15 protein-coding genes and 1 riboswitch are annotated in these 19,343 nt (G+C 66.9%); of the genes, 13 read left to right on the forward strand and 2 right to left on the reverse strand.

The window, feature by feature from the left end:
* Positions 1-49 precede the first annotated feature (49 nt).
* Positions 50-3,511: a fibrinogen-like YCDxxxxGGGW domain-containing protein gene (locus HMPREF9006_RS09190; protein ID WP_009213324.1), complete on the forward strand. Its 3,462-nt coding sequence runs from the start codon at positions 50-52 to the stop codon at positions 3,509-3,511.
* Between the two features lie 5 nt (positions 3,512-3,516).
* Entirely contained in the window at positions 3,517-4,257 is a 741-nt protein-coding gene (locus HMPREF9006_RS09195) for a WecB/TagA/CpsF family glycosyltransferase (protein ID WP_009213325.1), read from the forward strand.
* Between the two features lie 154 nt (positions 4,258-4,411).
* Here HMPREF9006_RS09195 and HMPREF9006_RS09200 read toward each other — a convergent pair whose 3' ends face one another.
* A complete protein-coding gene (locus HMPREF9006_RS09200; RefSeq protein ID WP_009213326.1) occupies positions 4,412-5,107 on the reverse strand; it encodes a sugar transferase in 696 nt (231 codons plus the stop codon).
* Positions 5,108-5,415: 308 nt separating this feature from the next.
* Positions 5,416-5,500, forward strand: a riboswitch (ZMP/ZTP riboswitch).
* 40 nt (positions 5,501-5,540) lie between these two features.
* On the opposite strand from HMPREF9006_RS09200, the gene glyA reads away from it, so the two are divergent.
* The 3 genes from glyA to HMPREF9006_RS09215 all read left to right on the forward strand — a co-directional run bounded on the left by glyA (position 5,541) and on the right by HMPREF9006_RS09215 (position 8,674).
* Positions 5,541-6,830, forward strand: a complete 1,290-nt coding sequence (gene glyA, locus HMPREF9006_RS09205) for a serine hydroxymethyltransferase (protein WP_009213327.1) — start codon at positions 5,541-5,543, stop codon at positions 6,828-6,830.
* Positions 6,827-7,732, forward strand: a complete 906-nt coding sequence (locus tag HMPREF9006_RS09210; RefSeq protein WP_009213328.1) for a bifunctional methylenetetrahydrofolate dehydrogenase/methenyltetrahydrofolate cyclohydrolase — start codon at positions 6,827-6,829, stop codon at positions 7,730-7,732. Before glyA ends, HMPREF9006_RS09210 begins: the two co-directional genes overlap by 4 nt.
* A gap of 114 nt (positions 7,733-7,846) precedes the next feature.
* Positions 7,847-8,674: an exodeoxyribonuclease III gene (locus HMPREF9006_RS09215; protein ID WP_009213329.1), complete on the forward strand. Its 828-nt coding sequence runs from the start codon at positions 7,847-7,849 to the stop codon at positions 8,672-8,674.
* Positions 8,675-8,717: 43 nt separating this feature from the next.
* Here HMPREF9006_RS09215 and HMPREF9006_RS09220 read toward each other — a convergent pair whose 3' ends face one another.
* A complete protein-coding gene (locus HMPREF9006_RS09220; protein WP_009213330.1) occupies positions 8,718-9,266 on the reverse strand; it encodes a 2'-5' RNA ligase family protein in 549 nt (182 codons plus the stop codon).
* A gap of 118 nt (positions 9,267-9,384) precedes the next feature.
* Between HMPREF9006_RS09220 and galK the strand changes: the two genes are divergently transcribed.
* The 8 genes from galK to HMPREF9006_RS09260 all read left to right on the forward strand — a co-directional run bounded on the left by galK (position 9,385) and on the right by HMPREF9006_RS09260 (position 19,288).
* Positions 9,385-10,632 carry a galactokinase gene (galK, locus tag HMPREF9006_RS09225; protein WP_009213331.1) on the forward strand — a complete coding sequence of 416 codons (1,248 nt, stop codon included), beginning with the start codon at positions 9,385-9,387 and terminating at the stop codon, positions 10,630-10,632.
* A gap of 100 nt (positions 10,633-10,732) precedes the next feature.
* Positions 10,733-11,596, forward strand: coding sequence for an SGNH/GDSL hydrolase family protein (locus HMPREF9006_RS09230; protein WP_009213332.1), 864 nt, complete (start codon positions 10,733-10,735; stop codon positions 11,594-11,596).
* Positions 11,586-12,197: an aminoacyl-tRNA hydrolase gene (gene pth, locus HMPREF9006_RS09235; protein ID WP_009213333.1), complete on the forward strand. Its 612-nt coding sequence runs from the start codon at positions 11,586-11,588 to the stop codon at positions 12,195-12,197. The genes HMPREF9006_RS09230 and pth overlap by 11 nt, the downstream gene beginning before the upstream one ends.
* Before the next feature lie 39 nt (positions 12,198-12,236).
* Positions 12,237-15,821, forward strand: a complete 3,585-nt coding sequence (mfd, locus tag HMPREF9006_RS09240) for a transcription-repair coupling factor (RefSeq protein ID WP_009213334.1) — start codon at positions 12,237-12,239, stop codon at positions 15,819-15,821.
* A 60-nt stretch (positions 15,822-15,881) separates the two neighbouring features.
* Complete coding sequence (locus HMPREF9006_RS09245) at positions 15,882-16,487, forward strand: hypothetical protein (protein ID WP_009213335.1); 606 nt, start codon at positions 15,882-15,884, stop codon at positions 16,485-16,487.
* Between the two features lie 181 nt (positions 16,488-16,668).
* A complete protein-coding gene (gene eno / locus HMPREF9006_RS09250) occupies positions 16,669-17,949 on the forward strand; it encodes a phosphopyruvate hydratase (RefSeq protein WP_034231686.1) in 1,281 nt (426 codons plus the stop codon).
* A gap of 107 nt (positions 17,950-18,056) precedes the next feature.
* Positions 18,057-18,782, forward strand: a complete 726-nt coding sequence (locus HMPREF9006_RS09255; RefSeq protein ID WP_009213338.1) for an FtsB family cell division protein — start codon at positions 18,057-18,059, stop codon at positions 18,780-18,782.
* Entirely contained in the window at positions 18,779-19,288 is a 510-nt protein-coding gene (locus tag HMPREF9006_RS09260) for a DUF501 domain-containing protein (RefSeq protein ID WP_009213339.1), read from the forward strand. Before HMPREF9006_RS09255 ends, HMPREF9006_RS09260 begins: the two co-directional genes overlap by 4 nt.
* Positions 19,289-19,343 lie beyond the last annotated feature (55 nt).

Below are 19,343 nucleotides of genomic sequence, written 5' to 3' on the forward strand. Positions count from 1 at the left end.
CCCGTGACAGTATAGAAGTAACCATTAACGTGCGACCTATGAGGACTTGATGAAGACTGTGCGCCGCTGCCTTGCCCTCGGATGTGCGTCGTTGGCCGCCTACGGAGCGCTCACGCTCACCCCGGCAACCAACGCGGCTGCCGATCCCCTCCACGACGGACTCAGCGAAGCGACGGCTGCGGCATCATGCTGGGAAATCAAGCAGAAGAACCCGTCCGCTCAGGACGGAACCTACTGGCTCGAGACACCCACGATGAATGCTCCGGGTCGTTTCTTCTGCGACCAGACCACCGACGGCGGCGGCTGGGTCCTCATCGGGCGCGGACGCGAAGGCTGGGAGACATGGGCTCAGGGGCAGGGCAATCAGTCCAAGCTCGCCACTCGCCCCCGCACCGCAGGCGACTTCGGTGTCCTCCAGGCTTCCCACGAAACCGTGAACGGGCTCCTCGGCGGCGGTGCCGTCTCAGACCTTGACGACGGCATCATGGTCCAGCGCGCGTACAACCCCAGGGGCACCAGCTACCAGACCGTGCGCATGCGCTTCCCCAAGATGCGTGACTTCATCTGGCCCTTCAAGAGCGCCCACCCGGTCAGTGTTAAGTTTGGCCACGACTCGTGGCTGAACGGCGGGATCGTCTGGTCGGGCTTCGGGTCCAACACCGCATGGGGGTACGTCAACCTCACGGCGACGGGACAGAACAAGTACACGATGGGCTTCGGCTACGGTCCGCTCGCCCAGTCGTGGTACGACACGTCCTCGCCCACGTCGTTCTTCCACCGCAACGGCACCATCATCAACCCCTACGCAGAGGTCTACATCCGCCCCCAGATCTCCTCCGATGACGCGGGCTTTGCCGCCATCAACGACGGCGGAACCGGCGCCGAGCAACCGAAGGCCACCGTGTCCGAATACGCCTCCCCCATGTCGTGGGGAGTGAGCGGCAACCTCAACGGCTCCGTGAGCGAAGGCAACATCCAGGTGCAGGCCTTCGAGCAGGTTGGTTCCACGATGTACGTCGGAGGTAACTTCACCGGGGTGCGGAAAGGAAAGGACGGTGCCGAGACGGCGACCAGCGGCCTCGCCGGATTCGATGCGACAACGGGGGAGTGGAACGGACAGACCTTCACCTTCAATAACCAGGTGAAGGATCTCGTCGAACTCCCCGGCGGCAAGCTCCTGGCCGTCGGGGACTTCACGCGGGTCAACGGCGAAGCGCACACGGGAACAGTCCTCCTCGACACGACGACGGGTGCGGTCGACCCCTCATGGACTCTCCAGATCCGCAACGGTTCCTCCAATAGGGTCACCGTCAAGTCCGCCAAGCTCGTTGGCGACACGATCTACCTCGCCGGGGCTTTCACTCACCTGAGCAACGGATCGACCCGCGTCTACGCTCGAAACGGCGCGCGCGTGAGCCTCACCGGCACCCCCGACCGCACGTGGAACCCAGAGTTCAACGGGACAGTCGTTGACCTCGACGTTGATGAGAATGTCAGCTACTACTACGCCGCCGGCTTCTTCACGCGGGTTCACGACAGGAGCGCCGAAAACGCAGCCCGCGTCTCCACCTCGGCAGGAGCCGCCCTCGATCAGTCGTGGACCTTCCGTCACTCCTTCTACACCGGCAAGTACCAGCAGACTGTGACGGCCGCACATGGCCGCGTCTACTTTGGCGGCTCCCAGCATTCCCTGTTTGGATACAACGCCGACACGATGACCCGCACGTCGGGATCCATCGTCATGGCGAACGGCGGCGATCTGCAAGCCAGCACCCGCTCGGCCTCGGGGGTCCTCTACGCTTCGTGCCACTGCTCGGACTTCACGTTCCAGGACGCCTACCGCTACTTCGAGCTGGGTAACACCTGGACCCGCGCCGACGAGATCCAGTGGGTCGGAGGCTGGGACGAGGCCACGGGAAAGCAGCTTGGATGGACACCCTATCGACTGGCGTCCCAACGCTCGACCGGCGGGTGGGCACTCGAGATGGCCGACGACGGCGCCCTGTGGGCCGGTGGTGACTTCACCCGTTCGTTCACCACGCGCACGACCAGCCAATGGTCAGGTGGCTTCGTCCGCATGCCCACGCGGCGAGCTGCTCCCGCCACCCCCGCCAGCGTGCGCTCGTCGGAGGGCAACGCCCAGCAGGTGACCCTCCACTGGTCCACTGTTCCCGGGGCGGCCTCCTACGAGATCCTGCGCGATGACCGCACCGTGGCCACGACCTCGTCGACGAGCGTCACCGTGCCCCTGGCGGGCAACAACCGTTTCTTCGTCCGCGCCGTCTCCTCCGAGGGCCTGCGCGGGGCCTCGACTCCCGTCTACTCGGTCGCCTCCGACGGCTCCGCCCTCACTCCGGAGGATGCGACGCTCCTTGTCGCCGAGGACGCCACGTGGTCGTACCACTGGTCCACCGACGCCGTCGCCGCAGACTGGACGCAACCCACGTTCGACGACTCATCGTGGCCGCGAGGCGCTGCGCCCATCGGCTACGGCGCTCCCACGCTGGGAACCAAGCTCACTCCCGGTGCGGCCAAGGGCCGCCCCATCACAACGTACGCGCGTACCCCCTTCACGCTCGCCGATCCGCGTGCGATCGGCGGAGTGAACGTCACCGTCACCGCCGATGACGGCGCAGTCGTCTACGTCAATGGCACCGAGGTCGCGCGCCAGCGGATCGGTGAAGGCCCGGTCTCCGCAGGGACCTTCGCCAACGCATCGGTATCGACGCCCGCAGCCCGGGCGGATCGCCGCACCGTCTTCGTCCCCGCGTCGCTCCTGCGCGCCGGGGTCAACATCCTGGCCGTCGAAACACACCTCAACTACCGCTCCAGCATCTCGATGAGCATCGATGCCCAGGTCAGCGCCGTTCCCGGTGGAGCAGAAGCCGCTCGCCCTGCGCCCACCGATCCCGAGCCCGACCCCGCGCCGGCGCCGGCGCCCGACATGCGCGTCGAACCCGACCCGGAGAAGCCCCTCGGTGCCCTGGATGCATCCGGCTTCAACTTCGGCAACTTCATGCCGACGGGCATGTACTGGAACTACTGGAATTCCAAGGAAGCCCCCGATGCCGCCTGGAACTCGACCGGTGACCTGTCGACGTGGAAACACGGCCCGACCCCCATCGGATGGGGCGACAAGGACGCGGGGACACCCTTCGATCTGCCCCAGGCGGACCGCCCCATCACGACCTACTACGCCCGAGACGTCAACTTCGGCACGGTCACCGCAGACTTTGACCTCACGCTACGCGTGCGCGTTGACGATGGAGCCGTCATCTACATCAACGGCACCGAACTCAAGCGGGTCAATCTCCCCGAGGGAACGATCACTCCCGACACGCGGGCAACGACCAGCGTCCCTCTCGCGGAAGCCAGCAAGAACCTCGTAGTCATCGCGGTGCCGAGCGAGCACCTCAAGGATGGGGTGAATCGCATCGCCATCGAGGAGCACGCCAACTACGGCGGCGCCGCATCTGTTACCTTCGATCTGAAAGCGAGGATGGTGAGGTAATCCCCATGACCGAGAACAAGCCGACATCCGATTCCGTCGTCGACAACGCCGCGTTCGCGGCAATGGCCGACCGCCTGCTGACCCGCGGACATGCAACATCCTGGCTCAACCACTGGTCGCTGCTGCACGCGGACTTCGGCGCGCTGGCGCGCATGAACACTATCGGCTTCGACGGGACCTTCCTGCAGATGAGGCTGCGTGCCGCGGGGCACGCGGTGGCTCGCACGTCAACGGACCTGGTGCTTCCGTACGTCTTCGATCGGCTTGATCAGGGAACGCGCATCACCCTGATCGGAACCACCGTGGAAGCCGGGCAGGCGGCGGCCGCGCGCCTGCCGCGCTTCGATGTTCAGACGATCGACGGCTACGAGGGGTTGCGTCGCCTCAAGGCCGATCCTGGGATTCTGCGCGCGTTTGATCCGCGTCTGATTGTCGTCGGCCTGGGTGCGGGCCTCCAGGACATCGTCGCCGCGTACGCGCTCGAGCAGGTGCCCAGTGCCTCCGCTTGCGTCGCCGGTGGGTGGATCGACCAGTTTTCGGCGGCTGCGGATGACTACTTCCCCGACTGGGTGCACGCGGCGAGGCTCGGGTGGGCGTGGCGTATCGCGCACGAGCCGCGTCGTCTCACGAGGCGCTACACGATCGAGGCTCTCGACTTCGTCGCCCACGCTCCCGAACTCATCAGGCGCTTGGAAGCCATCGGGCACTTTGACGATTTGGGGCTGGTGGTCGAAGGAGCGCGATAGGCTCGCGATAGGACTGCTTGTCGGTTGTGGGGGGCGAACCGTTGGTTCGCCCCCCACAGCCCTTAAGGCCGAGACAGAGTCTTAGGTTCAGACACGGGTGGGGCCCGAGCCGTTGGCTCGAGCCCCACCCGTCATCACACACACGCAAGCGGGTCTAGTAGGCTCCCTCGTGGCGCAGGAGCGCGGGGATGGTCTGGAGGATGATCCACGCATCCAGGGTCAGGGAGCGGTGCTGGGCGTAGGACAGATCCAGGTGAACCGTCTCGTCCCAGGAGAGGTTGGAGCGGCCGGATATCTGCCACAGTCCCGTGATGCCGGGACGAACGGCAAACTTGCCCATCACTCGCGGTTCGTACTGCGCGACCTCGCTGGGGAGCGGGGGGCGGGGGCCGACGAGAGACATGTCGCCGCGCAGGACGTTGAACAGCTGGGGAAGCTCGTCAATCGAGGTCTTGCGCAGGAAAGCTCCAACTCGCGTGATACGCGGGTCGTTCGCAATCTTGAACATGATCGAGTTTCCCGCGCTGGCGTCGGCCTCGTTGGCCTCCTGGAGCGAGGCTTTGAGGGCCTCAGCATCCACGCGCATGGTGCGGAACTTAAACATGGTAAAAGTCCGCCCGTCAAGGCCCACGCGCTCCTGCGTAAAGAAGGCCGGTCCGCCGTCGTTGAGACGCACGACGAGCGCGACGACAAGCCAGAGGGGAGTCAGGAGAATGATTCCGATGAGAGCTGCGAAGATGTCGCATGCGCGCTTGATTGCCCTGTCGGCGGACACGGCAAAATCAGATGCATGCTCAAGTGCGAAAGCCGTTGATGCGGCCCGCGCGGTGGGCTTTGTCAAGGTTGTCATCTGTGCCTATTCCTTCTGCTCAATCAAACTCAAATGCTGCATGTCGGTTAGGTCTGTCAAACCCGAGCCGACTAGGACGTTTACGGGGTAAACGTGGTGAGCGCGTATCGGTCATCGTTAGGTGTTAACCCTAGTCTATCCACACGGTTAGCTTATTTGCTAACCAAAAGGTTAACTACAAGCGAAAAAATGCTGTGATTTCGTGCACCATGAGAGTTCCACACGTTGATTTGTAACAAGTCGTGACCAGGTGGTAGCTGTCTGACACCCGTGAAAGCTGCGAGGGAAACAGGCGGAGGATAGACTGGGAAACGCGTCGTGACTGGCGAATAGGTGGACCACCACCGGGGAGCGGCGCGTCGGCATCGATAGCCGCCCGCCTGGGCTAGAAGCCACCGCCAACCACAATCGAATGATCAATTAGGAGAACCCGATGGATTCCCTCAACGACGTGACGCTGGCGCAGCTGGACCCCGAGATCCAGGCTGTTCTAGATGCCGAGCTCGGGCGACAGCGCGACACCCTGGAGATGATCGCCTCTGAGAACTTTGTTCCGCGAGCCGTTCTCGAGGCGCAGGGCTCGGTCCTGACGAACAAATACGCAGAAGGGTACCCGGGGCGGCGCTACTACGGCGGATGCGAGTTCGTCGACGTGGCCGAATCCCTGGCAATTGAGCGTGCTCAGCAAGTCTTTGGTGGTGACTACGTCAACGTTCAGCCTCACGCCGGCGCTCAGGCCAACGCTGCGGCGCTCATGGCCATGGCCAACGTTGGCGATCCCATTCTCGGTCTTTCCCTCGCTCACGGTGGTCACCTGACCCACGGCATGCGTCTGAACTTCTCGGGAAAGAACTACAGGGCGCTCGCCTACGAGGTCGATCGTGACACCATGCGCATTGAACCCGAGAAGGTGCGCCAGGCGGCGCTGGCCGACAGGCCCCGGGTCATCATCGCAGGCTGGTCCGCGTATCCGCGTCACCTCGACTTCCAGGCGTTCCGAGAGATCGCCGACGAGGTCGGAGCCGCCCTGTGGGTGGATATGGCTCACTTCGCGGGCCTGGTTGCGGCAGGCCTGCATCCGAACCCGGTTCCCTTCGCGGATGTCGTCACGACCACCGTCCACAAGACCTTGGGGGGTCCCCGCTCCGGCATGATTCTGTCCTCGCGCGGCGAGCAGTGGGGCAAGAAGCTCAATTCGTCGGTGTTCCCCGGCCAGCAGGGAGGCCCGCTCATGCACGTCATCGCCGCCAAGGCGATCGCCATGAAGATCGCCCAGACCGACGAGTTTAAGGATCGCCAGCGTCGGACCCTCGAGGGGGCTCAGATCCTCGCCGAGCGCCTCGGAGCAGATGACGCGCGCCAGGCGGGCATCAAGCTGGTGACGGGGGGTACCGACGTCCACCTCGTCCTGGTGGACCTGGTCGCCTCCGAGCTGAACGGCCAGCAGGCCGAGGATCTGCTGCACGAGGTCGGCATCACCGTCAACCGCAACGCGGTTCCCTTCGATCCGCGTCCGCCGGCCGTGACTTCGGGCCTGCGCATCGGCACGCCCGCCCTCGCGACACGCGGTTTCGATGCGGAGGACTTCGCCGAGGTTGCGGACATCATCGGCACGACCCTCGTCCAGGGCGCTTCGGGAGGCAACGTCGAGGTGGAGACGCTGCGCGCGCGCGTCAAGAAGCTGACGGATAAGCATCCCCTCTACGCCGGACTCGAGCAATGAGGGCCCCCTGGCCTGGACCCGCGAAGGTCCTCGATGGCAAGGCCACGGCCGCCGCAATCAAGTCCGAGCTCGCGCAGCGCGTCGAGAAGCTACGCGCCGTCGGCGTCGTTCCGGGACTGGGAACGATCCTGGTGGGTGAGGATCCCGGCTCCATCGCCTACGTCGCGGGCAAGCACCGCGACTGCGCGCAGATCGGGGCGCGCTCGATTCGAGTGGACCTGCCGGCCGATGCCACGCAGGAACAGGTCGAAGCCGCCATCGACCGTCTCAACGCCGACCCCGAGTGTACGGGCTACATCGTCCAGCTCCCGCTGCCCAAGGGGATCGATACGAATGCCGTCCTCGAGCGCATCGACCCGGCGAAAGACGCCGACGGCCTGCACCCGATGAACCTCGGACGCCTCGTCCTGCGTGGGTCGGGCCCGATCGACTCGCCCCTGCCGTGCACGCCCCGCGCTGTGATCGAGCTCGTCGAGCGTCACGGCATTGACCTCGCCGGAAAGAACGTGTGCGTTGTCGGCCGCGGGGTGACGGTGGGGCGCTCCATCGGACTGCTGCTGATGCGCAAAGAAGTCAACGCGACCGTCGATGTCTGCCACACGGGCACGGGTGACCTCGCCGCACACGTGCGTCGCGCGGACATCGTCGTGGCTGCCGCCGGAAGCGCGGGCATTATCACCCCTGACATGGTGGCACCCGGTGCGATCGTCCTCGACGTCGGCGTCAGCCGGGTTCGGGACGCCCACGGTAGGGCGCGACTGATGGGGGATGTCGCCGATGGGGTGGACGAGGTCGCGTCCTGGATCAGCCCGAACCCCGGAGGGGTCGGCCCGATGACGCGTGCCCTGCTGGTCACGAACGTCGTCGAGGCCGCGGAGCGCCAGGCGGGACTGATTTCCTAGTCGGCGCCCCCTCAGCAGCGCCGCGAGGCGGGGCAGGGGCAGCGAGGGTGAGCATCCGTCGCCGCGCCTGCCCCTTAGCCGCCGCGCAACGAATGCAAGCACAAGGAGACAACAATGACCCTGACGGTAACGAGCGTCAACCTCAACGGCATCCGAGCGGCCCATAAGCGTGGCTTCCTGCCGTGGCTCCACGCCAGCGATACGGACGTCCTGCTCGTGCAGGAGGTTCGCGCGCCAGAGGAGATCTCCCGGGAGATCATGGGCGAGGAATGGGACAGCGTCTGGGTCCCCTGCAGGATCAAGGGGCGCGCGGGGGTCGGCGTGGCCGTGCGGCGTGGGAGGGCGCGCATTGACGGCGAGCCTCGCCTCGTCCTCGACGACGCCGAAAGTGACGTCGACTCCGGGCGCTGGCTCGAGGCCACCGTGTCCCGTGAAGGTGGCGGCGTCCCCGTGCGAGTTGTCTCTGCGTACTTCCACTCGGGCGAGAAGGACACCCCGAAGCAGGACGCGAAGATGGCGCATCTGCCTCGCATCGGAAACCGGATGGCCGAGCTGATCGCGGAGGAAGCCAACGGTGGCGTCTCGTCCCTGGTCTGCGGGGACTTCAACGTGGTGCGCTCGCGCTGCGACATCAAGAACTGGACACCGAACCACAACAAGAGGGCAGGGGTCCTGGACGAGGAGATTGCCTTCCTGAACCGGTGGGTAGACGAGGGGTGGCGGGACACCGTGCGCGATCTCGCCGGAGATACCCAGGGGCCCTACTCGTGGTGGAGCTGGCGTGGACAAGCCTTCGTCAACAATGCCGGATGGCGCATCGACTACCAGTACGCGACCCCGCGGCTCGGGGCGCTCGCTCGTTCCTTCGACATCGGACGGGCGCCCGACTACGACGCCCGATTCTCCGATCACGCCCCGGTGTCGGTGACCTACGACATCTGAGTGCTCCCCGACCCCGCCGCCGTGCGGCGCGCGCCGCGTTCTCCTAGCGGCTGCTCGCGTCGAAGTCGAAGAGAGCCATCGAGGAGTAGAGCCCGGAGGGGTCGATGCGGTCCAAGCGGAAACCCGGAACGATCCACGAGACCTCGATGGTCGTCCCGATGTCGAGCGCCAGGTCCAACGTCACGTCGTCAACGTCCTGAGCCAGGGTGACGTGCGGATGGTAGGGGAAGCGTGACTCGTGGTCGAGGGGGCCCGAGCGAATCTCCTCGGCGAGATCCACGCAGGCGGCGCCCCCCTCGGACAGGGTCATGAAGGCGACGTTCGAGACGGGCCGGAACGAGCCCGTGCCGCGCAGGGTGACGCGGAAGGGTGCATGACGGCTCGCGATGGAGCGCAGGTGGTCAATGACTGCCGGGCGCGCGTCGCGGGCGACCGGCGTGGGTGGCATGAGGGTGATGTGAGCGGGGATGCGCGAGCCGGCCAGGTCGCCCAAGCGCAGCCGCAGATTGGTCAGCTGGGTGACCCACGGCTCCGGGATAGCGACGACGACGCCGAGCCACTCCTGGCCGGGGAGTCGTTGGGGGAGGAACATGACGCCTGCCTCTGTCGCGTATGGGGTGGCTCCACTGTACCGGTAGGGTCCTGCGGCACACGGCTTGAAGAATGTGAGGGCGTTCACGTAGCCTTGGTGTGATGACAAGGAGGACCCATTGAACGCTCTCGTGTGGGCAGACGCCGCCAGCCCGGAAGAAGGGGCATCCCAGGCGAACGCTCTCTTTCGCGATGCCTTTGGATATGAACCGAGGGGCGTGTGGAGCGCCCCGGGGCGAGTCAACATTATTGGCGAGCACGTCGACTACAACGGCGGCCCCTGCCTGCCGATCGCGCTACCGCACCGCGCTTATGTCGCGCTCTCGCCCCGCGCCGATCGAACGATCCGACTGATTTCGCCGCAGACCCGCGACGCTGTCGACGTTCTCGATCTCGACGTCCTTGGGCCCAAGGGAGGACCGGGCGAGGTGACCAACCACTGGACCGCGTACCTCGCTGGCGTGGCGTGGGCGCTGGAAAAGGCCGGACACGGCCCGATCCCCGGCTTCGATGCCGCACTGTGGTCGTGCGTCCCCCTCGGGGGAGGGCTTTCCTCGAGTGCCGCCCTGGAGTGCGCGACCGCCGTCGCCCTGGACGAGGTGTGCTCCCTCGGCCTGGCGGGACCGCTGGAGTCCCCCAACGACGAGGGACGACGTGAGCTCGTCGACGCCGCTCGCGTCGCCGAAAACCAGATCGCGGGTGCCAACACGGGAGGACTCGATCAGACCGCCTCCATGCGCTGCCAAGAGGGCCATGCCCTGGCCCTCGACTGCTCCGATATGTCCACCCGCCAGGTTCCCTTCGACCTCGGCGGGGTCGGCCTCGAGCTCCTCGTCATCGACACGCGAGCCAAGCACTCGCTCGCCGACGGACAGTACGGCTCGCGTCGGGCGGACTGCGAAGAGTCCGCCAGGCTCCTCGGCGTCCGCCAGCTTGCCGACGCGACGGACCTGGACGAGGCAGTCGCAGCCCTCGGGGACGAGCGCTTGGCCGCTCGCACGCGGCACGTCATCTCCGAGATTGCGCGCACGCGCGCCTTCATTGAGCTGCTTGACGAGGGGCCGCTGGAGGGGCGCCGCCTCGCCGTGGCCGGAGCCCTCATGTATGACTCCCACGAATCGTTGCGCGACGACTACGAGGTCAGCTGCCCCGAGCTGGACGTTGCCGTCGCGGCCGCCCGCTTTGCCGGGGCCCACGGCGCCCGCATGACCGGAGGAGGATTCGGTGGCAGCGCCATTGCCCTGGTGGACGCGGAGGCGACGACGCGTGTCGCGAGCGCGATCGCCCGCGCATACGCCGAGCGCGGCTGGGAGGCACCCCACTTCATCCGAGCCCTGCCCAGCCAGCCCGCCGGACGCATGAACTGACGGTAAGAAACCGGGCCGGGGGCGGTGCTTCATCGTTTGAAGCACCGCCCCCGGCCTCGTTACACTAGGTACGCAGCACGAACGAGGGAAGGACACTTCAATGGGGATCAGCAAACGAGCATGGCAGGTGGCGGGCGCGGCCGCGGGCGGCGCGAGCCTCTTCGGTGGTGGCCTTGCCATCGGGCGCCTCCTGCGACTGGACTCCCAACGCGGCGACTACCGCAAGGCCTGGGAGAACCACAACCTGGCCACCCTCGAGAGGCTGCGCCAGCTCGAGGAACATCCCGAGGGAGACGCTCCGTACCTGATCGTTTCCCTGGGTGATTCCTCTGTCCAGGGCATGGGCGCATCGCGCATTACCGAGTCCTACCCGGCGCGCCTGGCCTCGGCGATCGCCTCCCAGCTCGACCGAGAGGTCCTGCTCCTCAACCTCTCCCTGTCGGGAGCCACGATTGAGTCCGTCGAACTCACCCAGATTCCCCAGATGCGAGGACTCGGCCTCATTGACGGCTCGCGCGTCCCAGACCTGGTGACCTTGACCGTCGGGGGCAACGATGTCATGGCCGAAGACATGGCCCCCGGACAATTCGAGGAGCGCCTGCGTCGCGTCCTATCCGTCCTGCCGCCGCGTTCCCTCGTCTCCACGATTCCCTCCTTCGGCATTATGCCCCAGGAGGCGCGCGCGCAGAACATGTCCGACCGGATCGGCGCTGCCGTCGCCGACAGTGACGCGCAGCTCGTCGACCTGCGGTCCCTCACGCAGGAATACTCCCTGCCCACCTACACCTTCGCCTACCATGCGGCGGACTTCTTCCACCCCAACTCGGCCGCGTACGCCAAGTGGGCCCAGCTCTTCGCGGATGCGTGGGCGACGTCGCGGCGTGAGGCAGTTCCCGTCGTGGAAGACGCCCCCCGCTGGGACATGCTCTCGGCGCGGGTGGCACAATCGGAGTATGACGACTGACGGACCGTGGCTCGTCGTCGGGCTAGGAAACCCCGGCGCGCAGTATGCCTCCACCCGACACAACGTCGGATACCTCACCCTTGACGTCCTCGCATCGCGTGGGGGAGCCTCCCTCACATCCCACCGATCGCGCACCCACACCGCCGACGTGCGCCTCGGAGTGGGGCCGGGCGGCGTGCCCGGACCCCGCGTCGTCCTCGCCCGCGCCGACAGCTACATGAACACTTCCGGAGGCCCGATCGCGGCGTTGGCTTCCTTCCTGAAGATCCTCCCGTCGCGCATCCTCGTCATCCACGACGACATGGACCTGCCCGCGCACACGCTGCGCCTCAAAGTCGGAGGGGGCGAAGGCGGCCACAACGGCCTGAAGTCCCTCAGCTCCCACCTGGGCACCCGAGACTACGCCCGCCTGCGCATCGGCGTCGGACGCCCCCCGGGGCGCATGGATCCAGCCGACTACGTCCTCTCCGCGCTGCCCGCCAAGGAACGCCCCGACTGGGACGTTACCTTCGAGCAGGCCAGCGACGTTGTCGAAGACATCGTGACCCGCGGATTTGCCCCCACCCAGCAGGACCTGCACACCGATTCCTCACGGGTCTGACCACGGCGCTACCCCCACCCACACCGCGAAAGGCAGCGAGTGCTACTCACCGGACTCCTCCCGGACATTTCCACCGACCCCGCGATCGAAACGGCCGCGGACTCCGTCGAAGCCGGACGCTCGGGCACGATCGTCGCCCCTGCGGGTATTCGTCCGCCCCTCCTCGCCCGCCTCGCATCCGGGGCGAAAAGTCCCCTCGTCGTCCTCACCGCCACCGGGCGAGACGCCGAGTCGCTGACCAACGCGCTGGCCTCGTGGATGCCGGGCGTGGCGATGCTGCCAGCCTGGGAGACCCTGCCGCACGAGCGGCTCTCGCCCCAAGTCGACACGATGGCGCGCCGCATCGCCGTCCTGCGCCGCCTCGTCCACCCCGTCGCCGACGACGCGAGCGCGGGTCCCATCTCGGTCCTCGTCGTCCCGATCCGCGCCTTCCTCCAACCGATCATCGCCGGGCTGGCCGACCTCGAACCCGTGCGCGTGCGAGCGGGCGACGTCGTGGACCTCACCGAGATGACGGAGCGCCTCGCCGAGCTGGGCTACGAGCGCGTCGACATGGTGGAGGCGCGCGGTCAGATAAGCGTGCGCGGAGGCATCCTTGACGTCTTCCCCCCGCAAGAACCCCATCCGCTGCGCGTCGAACTGTGGGGCGACGAGGTTGACGACATCCGCGCGTTCTCCGTGTCCGACCAGCGCACCCTCGGCGAGGCGGGCGACGGGCTATGGGCCGTCCCCTGCCGCGAACTCCTGCTGACGCAAGCCGTGCGCGCCCGGGCGCGGGAGGCAGCGAGCCGCCTGCCCGGAGCCGCCGAAATGCTTTCCCTCGCCGCTGAGGGAATAGCCGCGCCCGGCATTGAATCCCTGGCCCCCATCCTCGTGGGAGGGATGGAATCACTCCTTGACCTCCTGCCCCCGGCGTGCCCCATCGTGGCCTCGGAGCCCGAGCGTATCCGCGCCCGGGCCGCAGATCTGGTGGCCACCACCGAAGAGTTCCTCGCAGCAGCCTGGAGCGCCGCCGCCGCAGGCGCGGACACCCCGCTCGAGGCCTCGAAGGCTTCCTTCCTCGACCTCGGCGACCTGTGGGGGAGCGGACAGCACCCCTGGTGGGAGATCACCGCTCTTCCACCCGCCGACCTGGCCGGCGCGCTCGGGCAACAGACGAACGCAGGGGCCGAGACGGACGGCCCCGCCCCCCTCGTCGTCTCGCCCACCCTCGTGCGCGTTGGCGCGCGCGACGTGCGCCCCTACCGCGGCGACTTCGCCCGCGCTGGCGCAGACCTGACCAACCTGGCCCGAGGCGGCTGGCGCATCGTCGTCACGACCGAAGGCCCCGGACCCGGACGACGCATCCGCTCCATTCTCACCGACGCCTCGTGTCCGGCCGCGCTCGCGGACGACGTCGAAGCGCGACCCGATGCGGGCCTCGTCACGATTACGACCGCGCAGGCGGGCGTCGGCTTCGTCGCACCCCATCTCAAGATCGCTGTCCTCACCGAAGGTGACCTGACCGGGCGAGCCGGGGCCTCCACGCGCGACATGCGCCGTATGCCCTCGCGGCGCCGCAAGGGCGTTGACCCGCTGACCCTGCACCCGGGCGACTACATCGTCCACGACCAGCACGGCATCGGGCGCTTTATCGAGCTGGTGTCCCGCTCGATCGGGCGCGGGGATGCGGCCTCCACGCGCGACTACCTCGTCATCGAATACGCGCCCTCCAAGCGCGGCCAGCCCGCCGACCGGCTCTTCGTGCCCACCGACTCCCTGGACCAGATTTCGAAGTACACCGGATCCGACGAGCCCTCCCTCACGAAGATGGGCGGCGCCGACTGGGCCAAGACCAAGGCCCGCGCCAAGAAGGCCGTGAACGAGGTCGCCAAGGAACTCATTCGCCTCTACGCCGTGCGCCAGCAGACCAAGGGACACGCCTTCGGCCCCGACACGCCCTGGCAGCGCGAACTCGAGGATGCCTTCCCCTACGTCGAGACCCCCGACCAGCTCGTCACCATCGACGAGGTCAAGGCCGACATGGAGAAGGCCGTGCCCATGGACCGCCTGCTCACCGGCGACGTCGGCTACGGTAAGACCGAAATCGCCGTGCGCGCCGCCTTCAAGGCCATCCAAGACGGCTACCAAGCCGCCGTGCTCGTGCCCACCACCCTCCTCGTGACCCAGCACGCCGAGACATTCTCCGAGCGCTACGCGGGCTTCCCCGTCCGCATCGGCACCCTCTCGCGCTTCTCGACGCCGAAGGAAACCGAGGAGGTCAAAGCGGGGCTCGTTTCGGGCGAGGTCGACCTCGTCATCGGTACCCACTCCCTGCTGACGGGAACGGTCTCCTTCAAGAAACTCGGCCTGGTCATCATTGACGAGGAGCAGCGCTTCGGCGTCGAACACAAGGAAACCCTCAAGGCCCTGCGCACGGACGTTGATGTCCTGTCCATGTCGGCCACCCCCATTCCCCGCACCCTCGAGATGGCAATCTCCGGCATCCGCGAGATGTCGATCCTGCAGACCCCGCCCGAGGAGCGTCAGCCCGTCCTGACCTTCGTGGGCGCCTACACGGACGCCCAGGTCAGCGCTGCGATCCGCCGCGAACTCCTGCGCGACGGACAGGTCTTCTACGTGCACAATCGCGTCGACTCCATCTCCTCCGTCGCCGCTCACATCGGCGAGCTGGTGCCCGAGGCCCGGGTACGCACCGCCCACGGCAAGATGAACGAGCACCAGCTGGAGGCCGTCATCCAGGACTTCTGGAACCACGAGTTCGACGTCCTGGTATGCACCACCATCGTCGAAACTGGGCTGGACATCTCCAACGCGAACACGCTCATCGTCGACCGAGCCGACACCTTCGGTCTCTCGCAGCTCCACCAGCTGCGCGGGCGCGTCGGGAGAGGCCGAGAACGCGCCTACGCCTACTTCTTCTACCCCGGCGACAAGGCCCTCACCGAGACAGCGCACGAGCGCCTCAAGACCATCGCCGCGAACACCGAGCTGGGCGCAGGCCTGGCCGTCGCGCAACGCGACCTGGAGATCCGCGGCGCCGGTAACCTCCTGGGTGGCGCCCAATCCGGGCACGTCGAGGGCGTCGGCTTCGATCTCTACGTGCGAATGGTCTCCGACGCCGTGGCCGCCTACCGCGGGGAGACGCCCGCCGAGAAGACGGACGTGCGCATGGATCTGCAGGTCGATGCCCACATTCCCGACGGATACATCCGAGGAGAACGCCTGCGCCTGGAGGTCTACGCCAAGATCGCGGCCATCGCCACCCCCGAGCAGGAGGCGGATGTGCGCGAGGAACTCCTTGACCGCTACGGACCTATCCCGCCCCAGGTCGACCTGCTCTTTGCGGTTGCACGGCTGCGCGAAGTGGTGCGTCGCGCGGGAATCTCCGAGGTCGTGACGCAGGGCAAGTACCTGCGCGTGAGCCCCGTCGAGCTGCGCGATTCCCAGGTCATGCGCCTCAAGCGCCTGCACCCCGGGACCGTCATCAAGGCAGCCGTGCGCCAGGTGCTGGTGCCGCTTCCCCTCACCTCGCGCGTGGGAGGAAGCCCCCTCACCGACGCGCCTCTCCTGGAGTGGGTGGACACGCTCGTGACCAAGATTCTCGTGCCTTTTGGCGAGTAGTGCCTGTGGTGGAATACACTGGTCCCATTGCGTCGCAACACACCCGAGGAAGGATCGCTCGTGCGCTATACACGCCAGCTGGCAACCGCCGCCCTGATCGTGGCCGCAGGACTGGGTTTGGGGGCGTGCTCGGCTCACCCAGGAGCCGCCGTCGTCACCTCCTCCGGCTCCTACAGCACCGAGGACGTCAACGAGGCGGTCCAGCAGATGGGCCTGCTCACCGGCCAGCAGTCTCAGATCAGCGCCGACCAGATTCGCACGGCGCTCCTGAACGAGCCGATCCTGGCCGCGGCGGCCTCGTCGGTGGGAACTACGATCAGTGATGAACAGGTCGATCAGACTGTTGAACGCGTCCTGCAGGCGCAGGGCCTGTCGGGCCTGACGCTCGGCCACGCCACGCGCACGACCGTCAGGTCGATCCTCCTGGAACAGACGCTCAACGGACTCGTTCAGTCGGACCCGTCGATCGTCGCGGGACTCAACGACGTGATGACGAAGGCCCGAGAGTCGGCCAATCCGCAGGTCAATCCGCGATTCCGCCAGCCGTCGCAGGGGGGAAACAAGGCGAGTACGGTCCCCATGTTCGGTGACGCCGTCGCGGGCAACCAGCAGGGTGGAGCCTCTGCGCTGCTGGGAGGATCCACCACCGGCGGTAGCTCCCACTGAGACATGTGAGCATTCACTCACAGGCTGCGTGACAGGGACCAATGTCGCTTGTCTTCCTCCCAATGGGTGAGCAAAAGCCCCGAATTGAAGAACGTCCCCCATGCCGGGGGTGACCACACACGGCGGTCCGTATTACCGTTGTACTGACCGCTTCCACGCAACAAATCGATTGGAGAATGACGTGGCAGTTATTGAAGGCATTGGTGCACGCGAGATCCTCGACTCGCGCGGTAACCCGACCGTCGAGGTTGAGGTCGTCCTCGAGGATGGCACCGCTGCGCGCGCGTCCGTCCCCTCCGGCGCGTCCACCGGCGCGTTCGAGGCCGTCGAGCGTCGCGATGGCGACAAGGGCCGCTACCTCGGCAAGGGCGTTCAGGACGCCGTTGACGCTGTCGTCGAGCAGATCGCCCCCGAGCTCATCGGTGAGGAAGCCGACGACCAGCGTTACATCGACCAGGCCATGATCGACCTGGACGGCACCCCCAACAAGGGCAAACTTGGCGCGAACGCCATCCTGGGCGTCTCCCTCGCCGTCGCCAAGGCCGCCGCCAAGTACGCGGATCTTCCCCTCTACAAGTACCTGGGCGGCCCCAACGCCCACGTCCTGCCCGTCCCCATGATGAACATCCTCAACGGCGGCTCCCACGCGGATTCCAACGTTGACATTCAGGAGTTCATGATCGCCCCCATCGGCGCACCCTCCTTCCGCGAGGCGCTGCGCTGGGGCGCCGAGGTCTACCACACGCTCAAGGGTGTCGTGAAGGATCGCGGTCTGTCCACCGGCCTGGGCGACGAGGGCGGCTTTGCCCCCAACCTCGACTCCAACGCCGAGGCCCTGGACCTCATCGTCTCCGCCATCGAGAAGGCCGGCCTCAAGCCGGGCGAGGACGTCGCCCTGGCGCTGGATGTCGCCTCCTCCGAGTTCTTCAAGGACGGCCTGTACCAGTTCGAGGGCGAAGGGCGCTCGACCGACTTCATGGTCGACTACTACGAGAAGCTCATCTCGAACTACCCGCTGGTGTCCATCGAGGATCCGCTCTCCGAGGACGAGTGGGACGCGTGGACTGCGCTGACCTCCGAGATCGGTGGCCGCGTCCAGCTGGTCGGCGACGACCTCTTCGTCACCAACCCCGCGCGCCTGAAGAAGGGCATCGAACTGGGTGTCGCGAACGCGCTGCTCGTCAAGGTCAACCAGATTGGCTCCCTGACCGAGACCCTTGACGCCGTCGAGGAAGCGCACCGTAACGGCTACCGTACGATGACCTCGCACCGTTCGGGCGAGACCGAGGACACCACGATTGCCGACCTCGCCGTCGCGACGAACTCCGGCCAGATCAAGACCGGTGCTCCCGCCCGTTCCGAGCGCGTTGCCAAGTACAACCAGCTCCTGCGCATCGAGGAGCAGCTGGGTGAGGCGGCCGTCTACGCCGGCCGCTCCGCCTTCCCTCGCTTCGCCAAGTGAGCGTCGGCAACTAGCCGCATAGCTCCGCGCGGGTCCCTCCGGACCCGCGCGGAGTCTTGTCGGCGTGGGGTCGATCCAAACGAACAGACGTAAGGCACGATAGAACAATGGCAAGCCGTCGTCCCTCCTCCCGTCCCTCCAGGCGCCGCCGCACCTCGTCCGATGCGCCGCGCACGACGCGAGAGATCAATGCGGAGAAGTCGCGCCAGCGCCGCGCGGCCGCCCAGGCCGCCAAGCTCGCGGGCGGGGAGAGTGCTCCGGCGCGCGGAGCCAAGGACCAGGCGTCGACCGACCGCAAGAAACGAGGAGTGCGGCGGGGCGCCCTGGCAGCGGACAGGCACGTCGGGCGCGACGGCGCCGCTGTCTTGTCTATCGGCGGCCTCGACATCTCGGCGCGCCTCGTCGTCGTCCTCACGGTCGCCGCGATCCTTGCCGTCATGCTTGTTCCCAGCGTCTACCAGTGGTGGCAACAGGAACGTGAGCTGGCGCAGATCAAGGCACAGGTCGCCGAGCAACAGGAAAAGAACGCCCAGATGCAGCGCCAGCTCGACCTGTGGAACGACCCGGACTACATCTCGACCCAGGCGCGCGAGCGCCTCGGATACGTGCGGCCGGGTGAGACCCAGTACACGGTCGTTGATCCGGGGGCGCAATACCAGGACTCCGCGCTGGCTGCGGCGGCCGCACCCACAGGACCCGCGCGCCCATGGGTGCTCCAGCTCGCTATCCTGGTGGGGAAGGCGGATCAGCCGCCCACCTCGACGCCCGTCCCGTCGGCAGAAGTCAGCCAGTCGGGTCAGGGGACCACAACCGGCCAAGAAAGCGCAGAATGAGCCTCGCACACACCACCGACGCCACCGACGATGACCTGGAGGTCCTGCGAGAGCAGCTGGGACGCGTCCCTCGGGGCGTCGTTGGTATCGCCGCACGCTGCGTGTGTGGACGCCCCCTGGTTGTCGCAACCTCCCCGCGTCTTCCCGACGGAACGCCCTTCCCCACGACGTTCTACCTCACCCACCCCGCCGCCGTGAAGGGGGCCTCCACCCTCGAGGCGGAGCACGTCATGGAACGCCTCAACGAGGACCTCGCCGCGGACGAGGACCTGCGCGGCGCCTACGAGCGCGCGCATCGCGCGTATATCGAGGCTCGCCTGACCCTCGGTGAGGTCCCGGAGATTTCCGGGGTGAGCGCCGGGGGAATGCCCACGCGCGTCAAGTGCCTGCATGCCCTGGTCGGGCACTCCCTCGCCGTCGGCCCCGGCGTCAACCCGATCGGTGACCGCGTCCTGACGATGCTTGACGAGCGCGGCCTCTTCTCGCCGCACCGCTGCTTCTGCTGAGAGAAACTGAGCCAGCCCCGGGCTCTTTCCGGGGATGTAACCCACGAGAAACGAC

It is taken from the genome of Actinomyces sp. oral taxon 180 str. F0310 (assembly GCF_000185285.1).
Classification (GTDB): Bacteria; Actinomycetota; Actinomycetes; order Actinomycetales; family Actinomycetaceae; genus Pauljensenia.